This window comes from Hymenobacter sp. BT559, assembly GCF_016427535.1.
Taxonomy (GTDB): Bacteria; Bacteroidota; Bacteroidia; order Cytophagales; family Hymenobacteraceae; genus Hymenobacter.
Genome location: NZ_JAELXV010000002.1, coordinates 951,154 through 966,013, shown reverse-complemented (window position 1 = coordinate 966,013; position 14,860 = coordinate 951,154). Strand labels below are relative to the sequence as shown.

General features: G+C 56.9%; 16 protein-coding genes. 13 read left to right on the top strand and 3 right to left on the bottom strand.

Annotated elements, in window-relative coordinates; translation table 11 throughout:
- Nucleotides 1-74: 74 nt before the first annotated feature.
- The 4 genes from JAO77_RS10535 to JAO77_RS10520 all read left to right on the top strand — a co-directional run bounded on the left by JAO77_RS10535 (nucleotide 75) and on the right by JAO77_RS10520 (nucleotide 3,475).
- The gene (locus tag JAO77_RS10535) at nucleotides 75-1,100 is read left to right on the top strand and encodes an NADH-quinone oxidoreductase subunit G (protein ID WP_144852380.1); all 1,026 of its coding nucleotides are present in this window, start codon (nucleotides 75-77) and stop codon (nucleotides 1,098-1,100) included.
- Between the two features lie 18 nt (nucleotides 1,101-1,118).
- Nucleotides 1,119-2,216: an NADH-quinone oxidoreductase subunit NuoH gene (gene nuoH / locus JAO77_RS10530; RefSeq protein WP_144852378.1), complete on the top strand. Its 1,098-nt coding sequence runs from the start codon at nucleotides 1,119-1,121 to the stop codon at nucleotides 2,214-2,216.
- 44 nt (nucleotides 2,217-2,260) lie between these two features.
- The gene (locus JAO77_RS10525; protein WP_235998348.1) at nucleotides 2,261-2,845 is read left to right on the top strand and encodes a NuoI/complex I 23 kDa subunit family protein; all 585 of its coding nucleotides are present in this window, start codon (nucleotides 2,261-2,263) and stop codon (nucleotides 2,843-2,845) included.
- A gap of 123 nt (nucleotides 2,846-2,968) precedes the next feature.
- Nucleotides 2,969-3,475, top strand: a complete 507-nt coding sequence (locus tag JAO77_RS10520) for an NADH-quinone oxidoreductase subunit J family protein (RefSeq protein WP_144852374.1) — start codon at nucleotides 2,969-2,971, stop codon at nucleotides 3,473-3,475.
- Between the two features lie 74 nt (nucleotides 3,476-3,549).
- Here the strand turns inward: JAO77_RS10520 and aspS are convergent, their stop codons facing one another.
- Nucleotides 3,550-5,313, bottom strand: a complete 1,764-nt coding sequence (aspS, locus tag JAO77_RS10515; RefSeq protein WP_198990297.1) for an aspartate--tRNA ligase — start codon at nucleotides 5,311-5,313, stop codon at nucleotides 3,550-3,552.
- Between the two features lie 215 nt (nucleotides 5,314-5,528).
- Here aspS and JAO77_RS10510 point away from each other — a divergent pair, with 215 nt between their 5' ends.
- The 6 genes from JAO77_RS10510 to JAO77_RS10485 all read left to right on the top strand — a co-directional run bounded on the left by JAO77_RS10510 (nucleotide 5,529) and on the right by JAO77_RS10485 (nucleotide 9,927).
- A complete protein-coding gene (locus JAO77_RS10510; protein WP_198990296.1) occupies nucleotides 5,529-5,969 on the top strand; it encodes a T9SS type A sorting domain-containing protein in 441 nt (146 codons plus the stop codon).
- A 171-nt stretch (nucleotides 5,970-6,140) separates the two neighbouring features.
- Nucleotides 6,141-6,686, top strand: a complete 546-nt coding sequence (locus JAO77_RS10505; protein WP_198990295.1) for a hypothetical protein — start codon at nucleotides 6,141-6,143, stop codon at nucleotides 6,684-6,686.
- The gene (locus tag JAO77_RS10500) at nucleotides 6,686-7,123 is read left to right on the top strand and encodes a nucleoside deaminase (protein WP_370550057.1); all 438 of its coding nucleotides are present in this window, start codon (nucleotides 6,686-6,688) and stop codon (nucleotides 7,121-7,123) included. Before JAO77_RS10505 ends, JAO77_RS10500 begins: the two co-directional genes overlap by 1 nt.
- Before the next feature lie 86 nt (nucleotides 7,124-7,209).
- On the top strand, nucleotides 7,210-7,815 hold the full coding sequence (locus JAO77_RS10495) for a superoxide dismutase (protein ID WP_198990294.1): 606 nt from the start codon (nucleotides 7,210-7,212) through the stop codon (nucleotides 7,813-7,815).
- Between the two features lie 192 nt (nucleotides 7,816-8,007).
- Nucleotides 8,008-9,291: a nucleoside permease gene (locus JAO77_RS10490; protein WP_198990293.1), complete on the top strand. Its 1,284-nt coding sequence runs from the start codon at nucleotides 8,008-8,010 to the stop codon at nucleotides 9,289-9,291.
- Nucleotides 9,292-9,342: 51 nt separating this feature from the next.
- Nucleotides 9,343-9,927 (top strand): hypothetical protein, encoded by a 585-nt coding sequence (locus JAO77_RS10485; protein WP_198990292.1) that lies wholly within the window; start codon nucleotides 9,343-9,345, stop codon nucleotides 9,925-9,927.
- A gap of 118 nt (nucleotides 9,928-10,045) precedes the next feature.
- On the opposite strand, the gene JAO77_RS10480 is transcribed toward JAO77_RS10485, so the two are convergent.
- Nucleotides 10,046-10,453, bottom strand: a complete 408-nt coding sequence (locus JAO77_RS10480) for a nucleoside-diphosphate kinase (RefSeq protein WP_198990291.1) — start codon at nucleotides 10,451-10,453, stop codon at nucleotides 10,046-10,048.
- 188 nt (nucleotides 10,454-10,641) lie between these two features.
- Between JAO77_RS10480 and JAO77_RS10475 the strand changes: the two genes are divergently transcribed.
- The 3 genes from JAO77_RS10475 (at nucleotide 10,642) to JAO77_RS10465 (ending at nucleotide 13,988) form a co-directional block, all read left to right on the top strand.
- The gene (locus JAO77_RS10475) at nucleotides 10,642-11,697 is read left to right on the top strand and encodes a DHH family phosphoesterase (protein ID WP_198990290.1); all 1,056 of its coding nucleotides are present in this window, start codon (nucleotides 10,642-10,644) and stop codon (nucleotides 11,695-11,697) included.
- A 45-nt stretch (nucleotides 11,698-11,742) separates the two neighbouring features.
- On the top strand, nucleotides 11,743-12,759 hold the full coding sequence (locus JAO77_RS10470; protein WP_198990289.1) for an FKBP-type peptidyl-prolyl cis-trans isomerase: 1,017 nt from the start codon (nucleotides 11,743-11,745) through the stop codon (nucleotides 12,757-12,759).
- 152 nt (nucleotides 12,760-12,911) lie between these two features.
- Nucleotides 12,912-13,988: an FKBP-type peptidyl-prolyl cis-trans isomerase gene (locus JAO77_RS10465; protein WP_198990288.1), complete on the top strand. Its 1,077-nt coding sequence runs from the start codon at nucleotides 12,912-12,914 to the stop codon at nucleotides 13,986-13,988.
- 102 nt (nucleotides 13,989-14,090) lie between these two features.
- Here the strand turns inward: JAO77_RS10465 and recO are convergent, their stop codons facing one another.
- Nucleotides 14,091-14,813, bottom strand: coding sequence for a DNA repair protein RecO (recO, locus tag JAO77_RS10460; RefSeq protein WP_198990287.1), 723 nt, complete (start codon nucleotides 14,811-14,813; stop codon nucleotides 14,091-14,093).
- Between the last annotated feature and the right edge of the window lie 47 nt (nucleotides 14,814-14,860).

Below are 14,860 nucleotides of genomic sequence, written 5' to 3'. Positions count from 1 at the left end.
CAAGTCCAATGATGCGCGCGTGATAAGGTCCTTCGCAAGCTCAGGATGACAAACGTATATCAGCAGCTATTCTAATGGCTAAAATAACTTTTGACGGAATAGAGGTGGAAGTGCCAGATGGCACTACTATCCTTAACGCAGCCCGCAAAATTGGCGGTGGTGTGGTACCGCCTGCTATGTGCTACTACACGCCCCTTAAAGGTAGTGGCGGCAAATGTCGCGCTTGCCTGGTGCGCGTAGCGGCCGGTTCGACCAAAGACCCGCGCCCCATGCCGAAGCTTGTAGCTTCGTGCATTACGCCGGTGCAGGATGGTATGGTAGTAGAAAATACTACTAGCCAGCAAGTACTCGATGTGCGCAAAGGCATCGTGGAGATGCTGCTTATCAACCACCCGCTCGACTGCCCGGTGTGCGACCAGGCTGGCGAGTGCGACCTTCAGAACTTCGCTTACGAGCACGGCGTGAGCACCACGCGCTACGAGGAAGAGCGCCGCACCTTCGAGAAAATCGATATCGGCCCCTACGTGCAGTTGCACATGACGCGCTGCATCTTGTGCTACCGTTGCGTGTATACCGCCGACCAGCTTACCGAAGGCCGCGTGCACGGCGTACTGGGCCGCGGCGATGCTGCGGAGATTGGCACCTACATCGAGAACTCGATTGACAAGGACTTCAGCGGCAACGTCATTGACGTGTGCCCAGTGGGCGCCCTCACTGACAAAACTTTCCGCTTTAAGCAGCGCGTGTGGTTTACTAAGCCGGTGAACGCGCACCGCGACTGTGGCCACGAGAAATGCGCCGGCCGCGTAACGCTGTGGTACAAAGGCAAGGACGTGCTGCGCGTAACCGCCCGCAAGGACGAATATGGCGAAGTGAAGGAGTGGATTTGCAACGAGTGCCGCTTCGAGAAGAAGGAAACTTCGGATTGGGTTATTGAAGGCCCGGCGCACATCGACCGCTCGTCGGTTATTTCGGCCAACCACTACGAGCTGCCGGTAATCAATCCACAAGTGATTGCGGACCTACCCGAAAGCACCGTGCGTGAGCTAGAGAAAAACCCGCCGCTGAAACTGGGTGGTCCCAACGGCACCTCCTTCTAAGCTGATAGTTTCTACTGTATGTCTCTCGAATCTTTAGGCTGGCAAGGCCTCGTTATTCTGGTAGTGTTCGGCATTTCGCTGCTCATTGCCACCTACTGTACCTACGCCGAGCGCGTAATTGCCGCGTTTCTGCAAGACCGCGTAGGCCCCGACCGCGCTGGGCCTTTTGGTATTGTGCAGCCGCTGGCCGATGCTGTAAAGCTTTTCACGAAGGAAGAATTCTTCCCGAGCGGCGCCAACAAAGCGCTGTTCATCTTCGGCCCCTGCTTAGCGATGATAACAGCGCTGATGTCGTCGGCCGTTATTCCGTTTGGTAATTTCCTCAAGTTTGGCGAGACCGTCGTGCACCTGCAAGGTATTGAAATCAACGTGGGCATGCTCTACGTGTTCGGTATCGTGTCGCTGGGTGTCTATGGCATCATGATTGGCGGCTGGGCTTCCAATAACAAATTCTCGCTCCTAGGTGCTATCCGTGCTGCTTCGCAGAACATTAGCTACGAACTGGCGATGGGCTTGGCTCTGATTGCGGTGCTCATGATGTCGGGTTCGCTCTCGCTGCGCGACATCACTTTGCAACAATCGGTGCCCGGCGAGTGGCACTTCTGGAACGTGGTGAAACAGCCCCTAGGCTTCATCATCTTCATCGTTTGCGCCTTTGCCGAAACTAACCGCACGCCTTTCGACTTGCCTGAGTGCGAGACGGAGCTAGTAGGCGGCTACCACACCGAGTATAGCTCGATGAAGATGGGCCTGTACCTTTTTGCCGAGTATGTAAACGTATTCGTGGCTTCGGCCGTGATGAGCGTTATCTACTTTGGTGGCTTCAACTTCCCTTTCCAATACGAGCTCCGCAGTTGGCTGTCTTCTTCGCAAGGCCTCTCTATTGATGCCGCGCAGAATATCATTGCTATCCTAGGGGTAGTTGCGGTTTTCGCCAAAATTTTCGCGTTCATTTTCTTCTTCATGTGGGTGCGTTGGACTTTGCCACGCTTCCGCTATGACCAATTGATGCGCCTCGGCTGGACTATCCTTATCCCGCTGGCCATCTTCAATATCTTGCTGACGGGCGGCCTCATCACGACCGGTATCATCCCCGAAATCAAGCAGTGGTGGTAGACAGCCTATTCGGCTAGCCCTCCCCTCTTACCCTACCGACCTATATGGAATCGCTAAGCAACCGCGCCAAGAAACTAGAAAAGAAGCCGATGACGCTCGCCGAGCGGGCCTACCTTCCGGCGATTTTCCAGGGCTTGTCTATTACCATGCAGCACTTTTTTAGAGCTGCTACCAAAAAGCAAATCACCGTTCGCTACCCTGAGGAAACGCGTCCGTTCTCGCCCGTTTTTCGTGGCCTGCACGTGCTGAAGCGCGATGAACAGGGCCGCGAGCGCTGCACGGCCTGCGGCCTGTGCGCCGTAGCCTGCCCCGCCGAAGCCATCACGATGGTGGCTGGCGAGCGCAAGAAGGGCGAGCAAAACCTCTACCGGGAGGAGAAGTACGCCGTTAGCTACGAAATAAATATGCTACGCTGCATCTTCTGCGGCCTCTGTGAGGAGGCTTGCCCGAAGGCCGCCGTGTACTTGCAGGCTGACAAAATGGCGCCGCCACGCTACGAGCGCGACGAGTTTATCTACGGTAAAGACCGCCTAGTAGAGCCCGTATCACCGGATAACCGGTCGAAGCGTGGCATCCAGCTCACGCCTGAGCAAGCCGATAAGCTGCGCACGCAAATGCAGTCTGCCTAGGTTCACTCCCTGTCATGCTGAGGAACGAAGCATCTTATCACGGCTGCCTTCCTCAGAACTAGTACCTACCCGAGCGTTGCGAGCCTGATAAGATGCTTCGCAAGCTCAGCATGACACTCTTTTATGTCTCTCTTTCTCTTCTTATCGTTCGTTGCGCTGCTGAGTGCCCTAGGTGTGGTGCTGGCCAAGAACCCAGTGCACAGCGTGCTGTTTCTTATCCTCACGTTCTTCACGCTATCAGCCCATTACCTGTTGCTTAACGCACAGTTTCTAGCCGCTGTGAACATCATCGTATACGCCGGGGCCATCATGGTATTGTTCCTGTTCGTGATTATGTTCTTGAACCTGAATGAAGAAACCGAGCCGCAAAAGCCTATGCTAGCTAAGGTAGCCGCTACGGTTTCGGGTGGCCTGTTGCTGCTGGTGATGGTAGCCGCACTTCGCGGTGTAGAGCCTACTGGCTACAATGCCGCCACCTTCGATTCGCAGATAGGCATGGTAGACCGCCTAGGTATGGTGCTGTTTAAGGAGTACTCGCTGCCCTTTGAATTAGCTTCTATCCTACTCCTGGCCGCCATGGTTGGCTCGGTTATGCTGGGCAAGCGCGAAACGGGCGAACGGAACTTCTAGCATAGCATTATCACAAAAAAGAGAGCGGCCACTGAAGTATCAGTGGCCGCTCTCTTTTTTGTGGTACCTAGGTCTTATTTCACGACCACGTCCGTCTTAATGCTCAGCTCGGTTAGCTGCTTATCTGAGATTGGCGAAGGCGAATCAATCATCACGTCGCGGCCCGAGTTGTTTTTGGGGAAGGCGATGAAGTCGCGGATGCTGTCAGCGCCGCCGAAGAGCGAGCACAAGCGGTCGAAGCCGAAGGCAATGCCGCCGTGGGGCGGCGCGCCGTATTCAAACGCATCGAGCAGGAAGCCAAACTGCGCTTGAGCTTCTTCGGGCGAGAAGCCGAGCAGCGAGAACATACGGGCCTGCACTGCGCGGTCGTGAATACGGATAGAGCCACCGCCCACTTCCACTCCATTGATAACTAAGTCGTAGGCGTTGGCGCGCGCCTGGCCGATGGTCTCGGGGTTGTCGAGCAGGTGCAGGTCGTCGGGCTTGGGCGAGGTGAAGGGGTGGTGCATAGCAAAGTAACGGCCTTCCTCCTCGATGTACTCCAACAGTGGGAAATTGACAACCCATAGTGGGGCGAAGGTATCCTTGTCGCGCAGACCTAGGCGCTGGCCCATTTCTAGGCGCAGTTCACTCAGGGCCTTACGGGTTTTATCGGCCGGGCCAGCCAAGATGAGCAGCAGGTCGCCTTCGTTGGCATTGAAGGCGGCTTTCCACTTCTGCAGTTCCTCCTGCGAGTAGAACTTATCAACCGACGACTTCACCACGCCGCCTGCTTCTACGCGGGCGTACACGAGGCCAGTGGCGCCAAGCTGCGGCTTCTTTACGAAATTGGTCAACTCGTCGAGTTGCTTGCGGGTGTAGGCGGCGCAGGTAGCGGCGTTGATGCCCACTACCAGCTCGGCACTGTCGAATACGGGGAAGCCTTGACCTTTTACTACGTCGTTCAGTTCCACGAACTTCATGTCAAAGCGCACGTCGGGCTTGTCGTTGCCATACCAACGCATGGCGTCGGCGTACTCCATGCGGGGTACGGTCGGGAAGTCGAGGTTCTTGATTTCCTTGAACAGGTAACGCACGAGACCTTCAAACGTGTTCAGAATATCCTCCTGCTCTACGAAAGCCATTTCGCAGTCAATCTGCGTGAACTCGGGTTGGCGGTCGGCGCGCAGGTCTTCGTCGCGGAAGCACTTTACTATCTGAAAGTAGCGGTCGAAGCCCGACACCATGAGCAGCTGCTTAAACGTTTGGGGCGACTGCGGCAGGGCATAAAACTCGCCGGGGTTCATGCGCGAAGGCACCACAAAATCGCGGGCGCCTTCGGGCGTGCTCTTGATGAGCACGGGCGTTTCTACTTCAATGAAGTCTTGGCCGTCGAGGTAGCGGCGCACGGCCTGGGCCATCTTGTGGCGCAGCATCAGGTTGTTGCGCACGGGTGTGCGGCGCAAGTCGAGGTAGCGATACTTCATGCGCAGCTCGTCGCCGCCGTCGGTGTCGTCTTCGATGAGGAAGGGCGGCAGCTTGGCGGGGTTCAGCACCTCGATTTGCTCGACGCGTACCTCGATATCGCCGGTCGGGATGTGCGCATTCTTGGAGTAGCGCTCGGCCACTTTGCCAGTCACGCTAACCACAAATTCGCGACCTAGGGTACGCGCTTTTTCGCGTACTTCTTCGCTCTCCACGCCTTCTTCTAAAGCTAGCTGGGTGATGCCATAGCGGTCGCGCAGGTCAATCCACAGAATGCCACCTTTGTCGCGGGTGCGCTGCACCCAGCCCACTAGCGTAACGGTTTGACCTACGTTTTCTTGGCGAAGCTCGCCGTTGGTATGACTTCTCAACATGGACCGCAGATTTAAACGGATTTTTAGAATTTAACGGATACGCCCGGCTGCGCCGGGCTGGCTGTGCTTTTATGGGGGTAGCCCTTTGGGCGATAAGCCAAATTGTGGCGAAGTTACTTCTAGTTGGCGAGCGGTAGCAGCTTAGTTTGGTATGAAGTATGTAAAAGGAGACCTAGGACTGCTTATACGCTGTATCCTTTTTCCTTCTAGCTGACATGAAATTTCTTTCTTCGCTGGCTCTAGCAGCCGCTTTGCTTGGGGCCGGAGCCGCCCAGGCCCAAACGAAAGTCAAGACCAAAAACAAGTATGAGAGTGGCGCCGAGGTCAAAACCAAAGGCCAGGCGCCGGCCGTGACGCTCGATGGCCCCATCAAGCGCGTGGAGACGCTCTCGGGCATCGACATCTTCCCGAAGCCCAACTCTAACAGCGTGATGCTGAGCTTTACGCAGCAGTTCACGAAGCCCGGCACGTTGGTGATGACCGACTATAAAAATAAGGTTGTGTATCAGCAGGAGCTAGACCCGCAGAACAATACTGGCGCGCCCGTGGACCTAGGGCATATTTCGGCGGGCACCTACCTGGTAGAGGCAAAAACAGGTAACTACGTGTACTGGAAGAAGGTGCGGATTAAGTATCCGACGCGCCAGCGCAACTAGCCATAGCATATCTAGACGACTGTCATACTGCGCTTGCAAAGCATCCTAGTCGGTTCGTTGGAGTACTACTTCTGACGCAACCTGACAAGCTGTTGCTGCAAGCACAAGATGACAGTCGTTTTTTCGTGCCGCCCATACACCTAAGCCGCCAACCCTATTTTTGCCCTACTTATGAAAGTTCTCGTCCTCCTCTGCTCGCTGCTCGCGCTCACCAGCTTTGCCCCCAAGCCCAAGCTCACGTCGGTGAAGGTAGCGCCGGGTCTCGCGGTGGGGGTGCCGCAGGGCTTTACGCCGCTGCCCGACGAAGGAATTGCGGTCAAGTTTCCGTCGCCGCGCAAGCCGCTGGCCGTGTACAGCAGCCCCAATGGCAAGGTAGACTACAGCGTAGCCGTGCGGCCTACTATGTTTGGGCCCGACTACAATGTGCTGCTACCCATGTACAAAGCCAGCATTCAGCGCCTGTATACCAAGGTAGATTTTTTGACTCAGGAAGTTCGCAAGGTGAATGGCCGCGAGTTTGTGGCCCTAGAGTTTGTATCTACAATGGCTGATAACCGCCGCAGCAACGCGCTGGCTACGCTCAAAAAGTACGAGTACATCCAGTATACAGTGCAGGGCGAGCAGCTATACATCTTCTCGTTTTCGGCGCCGGCCGAGGAGCAGGCGCAGTGGCGGCCGGTGGCCCAGGCCGTGCAAAGCGCTATCAGCCTGAAATAGTGCTCACCGACGAGTATTTCATGCGCCAGGCGCTAACTGAGGCTCGTCTGGCCTTGGCCGAAGGCGAAATACCCATTGGCGCGGTGGTGGTGCTCGATAATACCATCATCGGCCGCGGGCACAACCAAACCGAGCGCCTGCGCGACGTAACCGCCCACGCCGAAATGTTGGCCTTATCGGCTGCGGCCAATTTTGTAGGCAATAAGTACCTAGGCGCCTGCTCACTATACGTCACTATCGAGCCGTGCGTGATGTGCGCTGGGGCCAGCGCCTGGGCCCAAGTGCAGCAAGTTATTTACGGGGCGGAAGAGCCCAAAGTGGGATTTCGACGGCACGGCCTGGGACTGCTGCACCCGCGCACGCAGGTGCGAGCCGGCATATTGGCTGAAGACTGCGCCGTGCTGATGCGTGATTTCTTCAACGCTAAGCGGAAATAATCTACTTTTGGGCAGTCGCCCCAAACCGGGGCGGGCGGTGGCTGGTTACCTAGCTACCGTTTCCATTCTTTAAACACCCTACTGACATGGCTTTCGAACTGCCCAAGCTGCCTTACGGCTACGATGCCCTCGAACCTACCTTCGACGCGCAGACCCAGGAAATTCACCACACCAAGCACCACCAAGCCTACGTTACCAACCTCAATGCCGCTATCGCAGGCACCGAGTTTGAGAACCAGAGCCTCGAAGACATTCTTCAGAATATTGCCAAAGCCACCCCGGCTATCCGCAACAATGGCGGCGGGCACTGGAACCACTCGCTGTGGTGGACCATCCTGAGCCCCAATGGCGGCGGCCAGCCCACGGGCGAAGTAGCCACCAAAATCAACGAAGCCTTCGGCTCGTTCGACAAGTTCAAGGAGGAGTTTGCCAAAGCAGCCACCACGCGCTTCGGCTCCGGCTGGGCGTGGCTGTGCAAGCAGGCCGATGGCTCGCTGCAAATTTGCTCGACCCCGAACCAGGACAACCCGCTGATGCCCGATACCGGCTGCAAAGGCACCCCTATCCTGGGCATCGACGTGTGGGAGCACGCCTACTACCTCAAGTACCAGAACCGTCGCCCCGACTACATCGCGGCCTTCTTCAACCTCATCAACTGGGATGAGGTGAACAAGCGCTACGCTGCCGCCTAGGTCCCCTCGCCTAACCTAATAGAAGCCCACCGGCCCCGCGCCGGTGGGCTTTTTGTTGGGCCCTAGGTAGTAAAATCGCTTCATAATGAGGCTTAAACCGCTTTAATCGGCAGGCGGGTTACTGTGTTTCTGGTAGGTTAACTTGTATCTTTAACAACAAAAGCTACTTTCAACATTTTTACTTGTGCCTGCATGAGCATCAAGCTGCGTCTTACTATTCTGAGCTTCCTCCAGTTTTTTATTTGGGGTGCGTGGCTGATTACGATTGGAGCTTACTGGTTTCAGACCAAGCAGTGGTCGGGCGCGCAGTTCGGCGCTATTTTCTCAACCATGGGCATTGCGTCCATTTTCATGCCCTCGCTCATGGGCATTGTGGCCGATAAGTGGGTAAACGCCGAAAAGCTCTACGGCGTGTTGCACCTGCTGGGCGGCCTCACGCTTTGCTGCATCCCGTTCGTGACGGACCCCGGCCTGTTCTTCTGGGTTATCCTGCTGAACATGATTTTCTACATGCCCACGCTGGCGCTGGCAATTGCCGTGTCGTACTCGGCGTTGAAAAGCCAGGGCCTCGACGTGGTAAAGGACTATCCGCCTATTCGGGTTTGGGGCACCGTTGGCTTTATTGCGGCCATGTGGACGGTCACGTTCCTGGGCTTCGAGAAGTCGGCCAACCAGTTTTTTGTAGCCGCCGCCGCGGCGCTATTACTGGGTTTCTACGCCTTTACGCTGCCTGCCTGCCCGCCGCCCTCTAAGGGTGCCTCGGGCCGCTCGCTGGTTGATGCGCTGGGCTTGAAATCGTTTGCGCTGCTACGCGACCGCAAGCTGGCGACCTTCTTTGCCTTTGCGCTGCTCCTAGGTGCCGCTTTGCAGCTTACCAATGCCTACGGCGACACCTTCCTGCACGACTTCGACAAAGTACCTGCTTACCGCGATACGCTTTCAGTAAAGCACCCTGCCTTTATCATGTCGATTTCGCAGATTTCGGAAACGCTTTTCATCCTGGCCATCCCGTTCTTTTTGCGGCGTTTCGGCATCAAGCAGGTGATGCTGTTCAGTATGATTGCCTGGGTACTACGCTTTGGATTGCTGGCCTATAGTAACCCCGCCGACGGCCTCTGGATGATTATTATGTCATGCATCGTGTATGGCATGGCCTTCGACTTCTTCAATATCTCGGGCTCGCTGTTTGTCGAAACTCAGACCCAGCCGAGCATCCGGGCCAGTGCCCAAGGCTTGTTTATGATGATGACCAATGGCTTTGGCGCCGTTCTAGGTAGCTCCATTAGCGGCTTGGTTATCCAGAACTACTTTACCGATGCCAGCGGCAACAAAGATTGGCAAGGCATCTGGCTGGCTTTTGCAGCCTACGCGCTCATCATCGCGGTACTGTTCGTACTCATCTTTAAGCATAAGCACGACCCGCTGAAAGTCGAAAACGACTACCCCGAGCCCGTGCTCTCAGTAGAGCAGGCTTAGGCAACCAAGAGTGAGGGCTTGCTGGTAATCGCGCCAAGCAAGCCCTTGTTTTTGATTAACGACATCACAGAGGAGTTTTATGCCATGAAAACCCACCTCAAGGCACTGTTTAAAGCGTTGCCAGTAGTGGGAAAGCTTTTTTGGTTTGGCTTTGGCGGCCTGCCAATCTTGGTTGGCGTACTGGGTACCATCTATTCTATTTGCCAGCCGCTATTACCTGAGCAGAGTCGCCCGCCCACCTTGCCAGACGCCATATCAAGCTTTCTAGGCAATATCCTGTATGGCTTGGTAGTTACGGCTGCCTGCGGAGTATACAGCGCTTTTCGGCTGCGCAAGCAACGTCGTCGAGAGCGGCTAGTACAATTTGGTCAGCGCATCGACCCACCCATCACCAAGATAGAAGAGAGTTTGTTGCGCGGCGGTAATGGCGAGCGTTTCTACTACATTTACAGCCAATGGCAAAACCCAGCTACTGGTAAGAAATACACCTTTGAAAGCGAGCGCCTCTCCTTTGACCCGAGCGCTCATCTGCGCCAGGGCGTTACGCTTCCCATTTATTTTGAGCCCGATAACATAGAAGGTTACTACTTCGAGGTAAGTAGCTTACCGAAACCCAATCACTTATTTGGGAACTAGCCAAGTTCCAATTCAGTACAAATTTGGCACAAAAAAAGTCTGATTACAGCATAAATAAAAAGCCGCCCTGCGTGATGCAGAGCGGCTTTTTTGGCTTTAGGGCGAGTTTCTAGCGGGCTTATTTGCCGAAGAAAAACTGACCTTCGATTTGGGCGTTCTCGTCCGAGTCCGAGCCGTGCACAGCGTTTGCCTCAATGCTTTTGGCGTATTTCTTCCGGATGGTGCCTTCCTCGGCGTTGGCCGGGTTGGTGGCGCCAATGAGGGTACGGAAGTCAGCTACGGCGTTGTCTTTCTCCAGAATAGCGGCTACGATGGGGCCGCTCGACATATATTTTACGAGGTCGTTGTAGAAAGGACGCTCCTTGTGTACGGCGTAAAACTCGCCGGCGCGCTCGGGCGTCAGATTTACTTTTTGAAGCTCCACGATGCGGAAGCCGCCTTGCTCAATCATGCTCAGGATGCCGCCAATGTGGTTTTCAGCCACGGCATCGGGCTTAATCATGGTGAAGGTGCGATTGGTTGCCATTCGGTTATTCGGGGAAAATAGGTTGGGGGCGCAAAGGTAGCCGGAGCGAGGCGCTTATTCACTTCCGGGCGAACCTTCCCAGGCACTCTGCTTGTTGAAACCTAATTCATGCCGACCTTTGCCGGCCTATTTGCTCTTAGTTAGCCCAATCCGCTTTTTTTCGCATTTGCAGGCCATTCACTTAGTCGATGTCCACTTCCGTTTCCGAACTACAGGCCTTGCTGGCTCAGCCCAAGCAGGTGTTCATTACGACCCACCACAAGCCTGACGCGGATGCCCTAGGCTCCTCTTTGGCCTGGGCCAGCTACCTCAAGAAAAAAGGCCATTCGGTAACGGTGGTCACGCCGTCCGACTACCCGGCCTTCCTCAACTGGATGCAGGGCAACGATGAGGTAGTAGTGTATGAGCCGCGCCATAACGACCGCCAGGTGCGCGACCTCGTGAGCCGCGCCGAACTCATCTTCTGCCTCGACTTCAACTGCCTGGCCCGCATCAATGAGCTGGGCGAATACGTGCGGCAGGCGCCGGGCACCAAGGTGCTTATCGACCACCACCAGCGCCCCGAAAGCTTCGCCGACGTGAGCTTTTCGAACCCAGCGGCGGCGGCCACGGCCGAGCAGATTTTCGAGATAATCCGGGACCTAGGCGACCAGGACCTTGTAGACCAGGGCATGGGCGAGGCGCTCTACGCGGGCATCATGACCGATACGGGCTCGTTCAGGCACCCTAGCACCTCGCGCAATGTGCACCTCATCATTGCCGAGTTGCTGAATGCCCATATCGACCTTGCCTCGGTGCACCGGCGCATCTACGACTCGCACTCCGAGATTCGGCTGCGCTTCCTAGGGTATATCCTGAAGGATAAACTAACGGTAAAGCGTGAGTTTAACACGGCTTACATTGCCGTGACGCAGCAGGAGCTGCGCGACTACGACAGCAAAACCGGCGACACGGAGGGGCTCGTCAACTACGCCCTTAGCATCGAGGGCATCGTGTTTGCAGCCATTTTTATTGACCGCGGCTCGGCGGTAAAGATTTCCTTCCGCTCGGTAGGTGACTTCTCGGTGAGCGATTTTTCGCGCAGCCACTTCGAGGGCGGCGGGCACCACAACGCCTCGGGCGGCGTCAGCTACCAGTCGCTAGATGCCACGGTAGAGCGCTTTTTGGGGCTGCTGCCCACCTACCAGGCGCAGCTAGTGAGCACGCCGGCCGTGCCCGTAGCGGTTGCGCCGCCTGTGGCCTAACTTTGGCCTCGTATCTGTTCTGTATTCCTAATAATTTCTGTTTTCATGCAGTTTTCTTTCCGGCCCCGCGGGGCCCGGCAGCTGGCCCTAGCGGCCGGTGCGCTCAGCCTGGCCTCTTTCCTTGCCTCGTGTAACAAAGGCGGGGGCGACTTCGACAAAACCAAGTCGGGGATTGAGTACAAGATTTTCAAGAACGTTGGCGGTAAGTACGAGCGCCGCGAGGTGGCCAACGGCGAAGACCCTACTTATAAGGACCGGATAGGCAAGTTTATGACGGCCTACCTGTACTACCGCACCGGCAAAGACTCGGTACTGGAAGACACGCGCAAGAAATTTGCGGGTACGGCCGTGCCCATGCCCATGATGGAAGTGAAGCGCAAAGGCATGCCCGACGAAGCCTTCTCGCTGCTGCAGCCCGGCGACAGCGCCGTGTTCCGCTTCAATGCCGACTCGCTGTTCAAGCCCCAGGGCCGCCCGGTGCCCGGCTTCCTCAAGAAGAGCGGCAACGTGATTGTTATCAACGTGAAGACCGACAAGCTCATCACGGCGCAGGAAGAGCAGGCGCTGGAGCAGACGCTGCAGCAGAAAATGATGGCCGAGCAGCAGAAGCAAATGCAGGCTTATGCTGAGACGCAAAACAAAAAAGATGAGGTAACCCTGCAAGACTACCTCAAGAAAAACAACCTGACCAACGCCAAGAAGACTCCCGGCGGCGTGTACTACATCATTACGCAGCCCGGCACGGGCCCGGTAGCCAAGCCGGGCCAGCTAGTGAGCGTGCAGTACCGCGGCACGCTGCTCGACGGCAAAGAGTTCGACTCGTCGGCTAAGAGCATGGGCGGCAAGCCCTTCGAATACCCCCTAGGTCGCGGCCAAGTGATTCCGGGCTGGGACGAGGGCGTGGCACTGCTCAACAAGGGCGCCAAGGCTACGCTGCTCATTCCGTCGTCGCTGGCTTATGGCGAGCGTGGTTCGGGCGCGGCTATTCCGCCCAACTCGCCCCTGCGCTTCGACGTGGAGCTGGTAGGTATTAAGGATGCGCCGGCCGGCCCGGCTCAGTAAGCACCTAGGTACTAATTGCCGCCGTGCCCTGAGGGGTGCGGCGGTTTTGTTTTCTCTCTTGCCCAGAGGGGCCGCGAGTGGTGCCTAGGCGTTGTGCCAAGGCACCACTTTTGCTTTGCAGCCCTACCCTACTTTTCTTTTCGACAACTTTTATGCGACTTATTTTTTTGTTGCTGAGCACCTTGCTACTAGCCCAGGGGGCATCGGCCCAGACCACACCAGCCCCCGGCTTTGCGACCCTACCGGGCAGCACCACGCAGTACCAGCTGTTTCGGCGCGATGCGGCGGGGCACTACGCCCCTAGGGTGCTGGCACCCGCTGGCGATGCGCCCTATGCCAGCCGCGCCGGGCAGGTGCTGCTAGTGTACATTGAGTACCGCACCGACCGCGACTCGGTGCTGATGGCCTCGCGCCGGCTGCGGCCCGAGCCCGTGCCGGTGGGCCTGGCCCCCACCACCAAGCCCGGCTCGATTGAGGAGGCGATGGGCCTGCTGCTACCCGGCGATAGCGCCGTGTTTCGCTTTAATGCCGACACGGCCTTTGCCCAGATGCGGCAAGCAGTGCCGCCCTTCATCAAGCGCTCGGGCAATGCCCTGCGCCTGACGGTGGCCGCCAAAGAGCTAGTGACCATGGAGCAGATGCAGGCCCGCCAGCAAGCTATGATGGCCGAGATGCAGCGCACTGCCAAGTCTCGCGCCGCTAAGCAATTAGTGACAGACAATACTAAAATTCAGGCATATTTTAAGGAGAAGAACCTGACCTCGCAGGCCAAGAAAACGCCGGGTGGCACGTGGTACGTCATCACCAAGCGCGGCACGGGCGTGGTGCCCAAGCCGGGCCAAACGGTGAGCGTGAAGTACCGTGGCATCGTGCTGGAAACGGGCAAGGAGTTTGACTCTACGGCCAAGCACGGTGACACGCCATTTGATTTCACTTTAGGTCAGGGCCAAGTAATCGCGGGCTGGGACCAGGGCCTGGCGGTGCTGCCTAAGGGTAGCAAGGCGACGCTCTATATTCCGTCGGCCCTAGGGTACGGCGAGCGTGGCGCGGGCGGCGACATCCCGGCTAATGCTAATTTGAGCTTCGACGTGGAACTGATAGACGTTAAGGGCACGCCCACGCCGCAGGCTACGGCACCGGCCAAAGCTGCGGCCAAGGCTCCGGTGAAGAAGGCAGCCGCGGGCGCGAAAAAAGCTCCGGCCAAAAAAGCCCCCGTCAAGAAAAAATAGTCCTGGGATGGGATGAAACCGCATCCTACCGAGTACCTAGGGCAACAGAAAAGCCGCTTCCCGTAATAGGAAGCGGCTTTTTATTTGTAAGCGCTGCCAGTTTTAACCGCCTAATACCTCACTCAGAATATCGAGCGACTTGACTTCACCCAACCCCTCCACATGGAGCTGGTAGTAGCGAATGAGCACCGTGAGCAGCTCGCGCCGTACCTGGCCGTTGGGGATGGTGACGGCGGCCGGCGTGTGCAACAGCTCGTCGAAGTACTGCTCAAATTCGCGCAGGCGCACGGTGGCGATGCCGCTGCCCTGGCCGGGGCCCATGGCGGTGCCGGCCAGCACGATTTGGTCCATGAGCTCGGCGCCGGTGTTCACCCCAAACCCTAGGTAGCCCGCCAGGTGCAGCAAAAAGAGCAAGGCAAAGTTTTCGGTACCCACCGTTTGCTCGTCGAAAGCCATTATGGAATCGTGCAGGAAGCGAAAGAGTGGCTCGTTTTCTTCTTCCTCGCGCACCGACTTGCTCAGCACTTCCGACAAAAACAGCGCGACGCTGCTCTTGCGCATCTCGTAGGGCAGCGTGCGGAACGGCTCGGCGCACCGAAACTCGGAGAGGCGCGTTAGGTCGCTGCCCTGACGCGGCACGTAGGCCACGAGTTCGAGCAGCGTGAGGGGCTGAAACAGGGCAATGCGCCCCGGCGGCTTGGCCTTGCGCACGCCGTTCACAATGTAGTTCTGCACGCCGCGCCGCTCGGTATAGATGCGGGCGATGATGCTGGTTTCGCGGTATTTGAGAAAGCTGAGAACGATGCCGCGGGTTTTTATTAGCATGAGGAGCGAGGTGGGCAATTATAAAACGATGGGCAGGGTGCCGGCGC

Excerpts from the sequence above, each read along its gene's own strand:
- JAO77_RS10535 (WP_144852380.1), top strand. The coding sequence starts at position 75 with ATGGCTAAAATAACTTTTGACGGAATAGAGGTGGAAGTGCCAGATGGC.
- nuoH (WP_144852378.1), top strand. The coding sequence starts at position 1,119 with ATGTCTCTCGAATCTTTAGGCTGGCAAGGCCTCGTTATTCTGGTAGTG.
- JAO77_RS10525 (WP_235998348.1), top strand. The coding sequence starts at position 2,261 with ATGGAATCGCTAAGCAACCGCGCCAAGAAACTAGAAAAGAAGCCGATG.
- JAO77_RS10520 (WP_144852374.1), top strand. The coding sequence starts at position 2,969 with ATGTCTCTCTTTCTCTTCTTATCGTTCGTTGCGCTGCTGAGTGCCCTA.
- aspS (WP_198990297.1), bottom strand. The coding sequence starts at position 5,313 with ATGTTGAGAAGTCATACCAACGGCGAGCTTCGCCAAGAAAACGTAGGT.
- JAO77_RS10510 (WP_198990296.1), top strand. The coding sequence starts at position 5,529 with ATGAAATTTCTTTCTTCGCTGGCTCTAGCAGCCGCTTTGCTTGGGGCC.
- JAO77_RS10505 (WP_198990295.1), top strand. The coding sequence starts at position 6,141 with ATGAAAGTTCTCGTCCTCCTCTGCTCGCTGCTCGCGCTCACCAGCTTT.
- JAO77_RS10495 (WP_198990294.1), top strand. The coding sequence starts at position 7,210 with ATGGCTTTCGAACTGCCCAAGCTGCCTTACGGCTACGATGCCCTCGAA.
- JAO77_RS10490 (WP_198990293.1), top strand. The coding sequence starts at position 8,008 with ATGAGCATCAAGCTGCGTCTTACTATTCTGAGCTTCCTCCAGTTTTTT.
- JAO77_RS10480 (WP_198990291.1), bottom strand. The coding sequence starts at position 10,453 with ATGGCAACCAATCGCACCTTCACCATGATTAAGCCCGATGCCGTGGCT.
- JAO77_RS10475 (WP_198990290.1), top strand. The coding sequence starts at position 10,642 with ATGTCCACTTCCGTTTCCGAACTACAGGCCTTGCTGGCTCAGCCCAAG.
- JAO77_RS10470 (WP_198990289.1), top strand. The coding sequence starts at position 11,743 with ATGCAGTTTTCTTTCCGGCCCCGCGGGGCCCGGCAGCTGGCCCTAGCG.
- JAO77_RS10465 (WP_198990288.1), top strand. The coding sequence starts at position 12,912 with ATGCGACTTATTTTTTTGTTGCTGAGCACCTTGCTACTAGCCCAGGGG.
- recO (WP_198990287.1), bottom strand. The coding sequence starts at position 14,813 with ATGCTAATAAAAACCCGCGGCATCGTTCTCAGCTTTCTCAAATACCGC.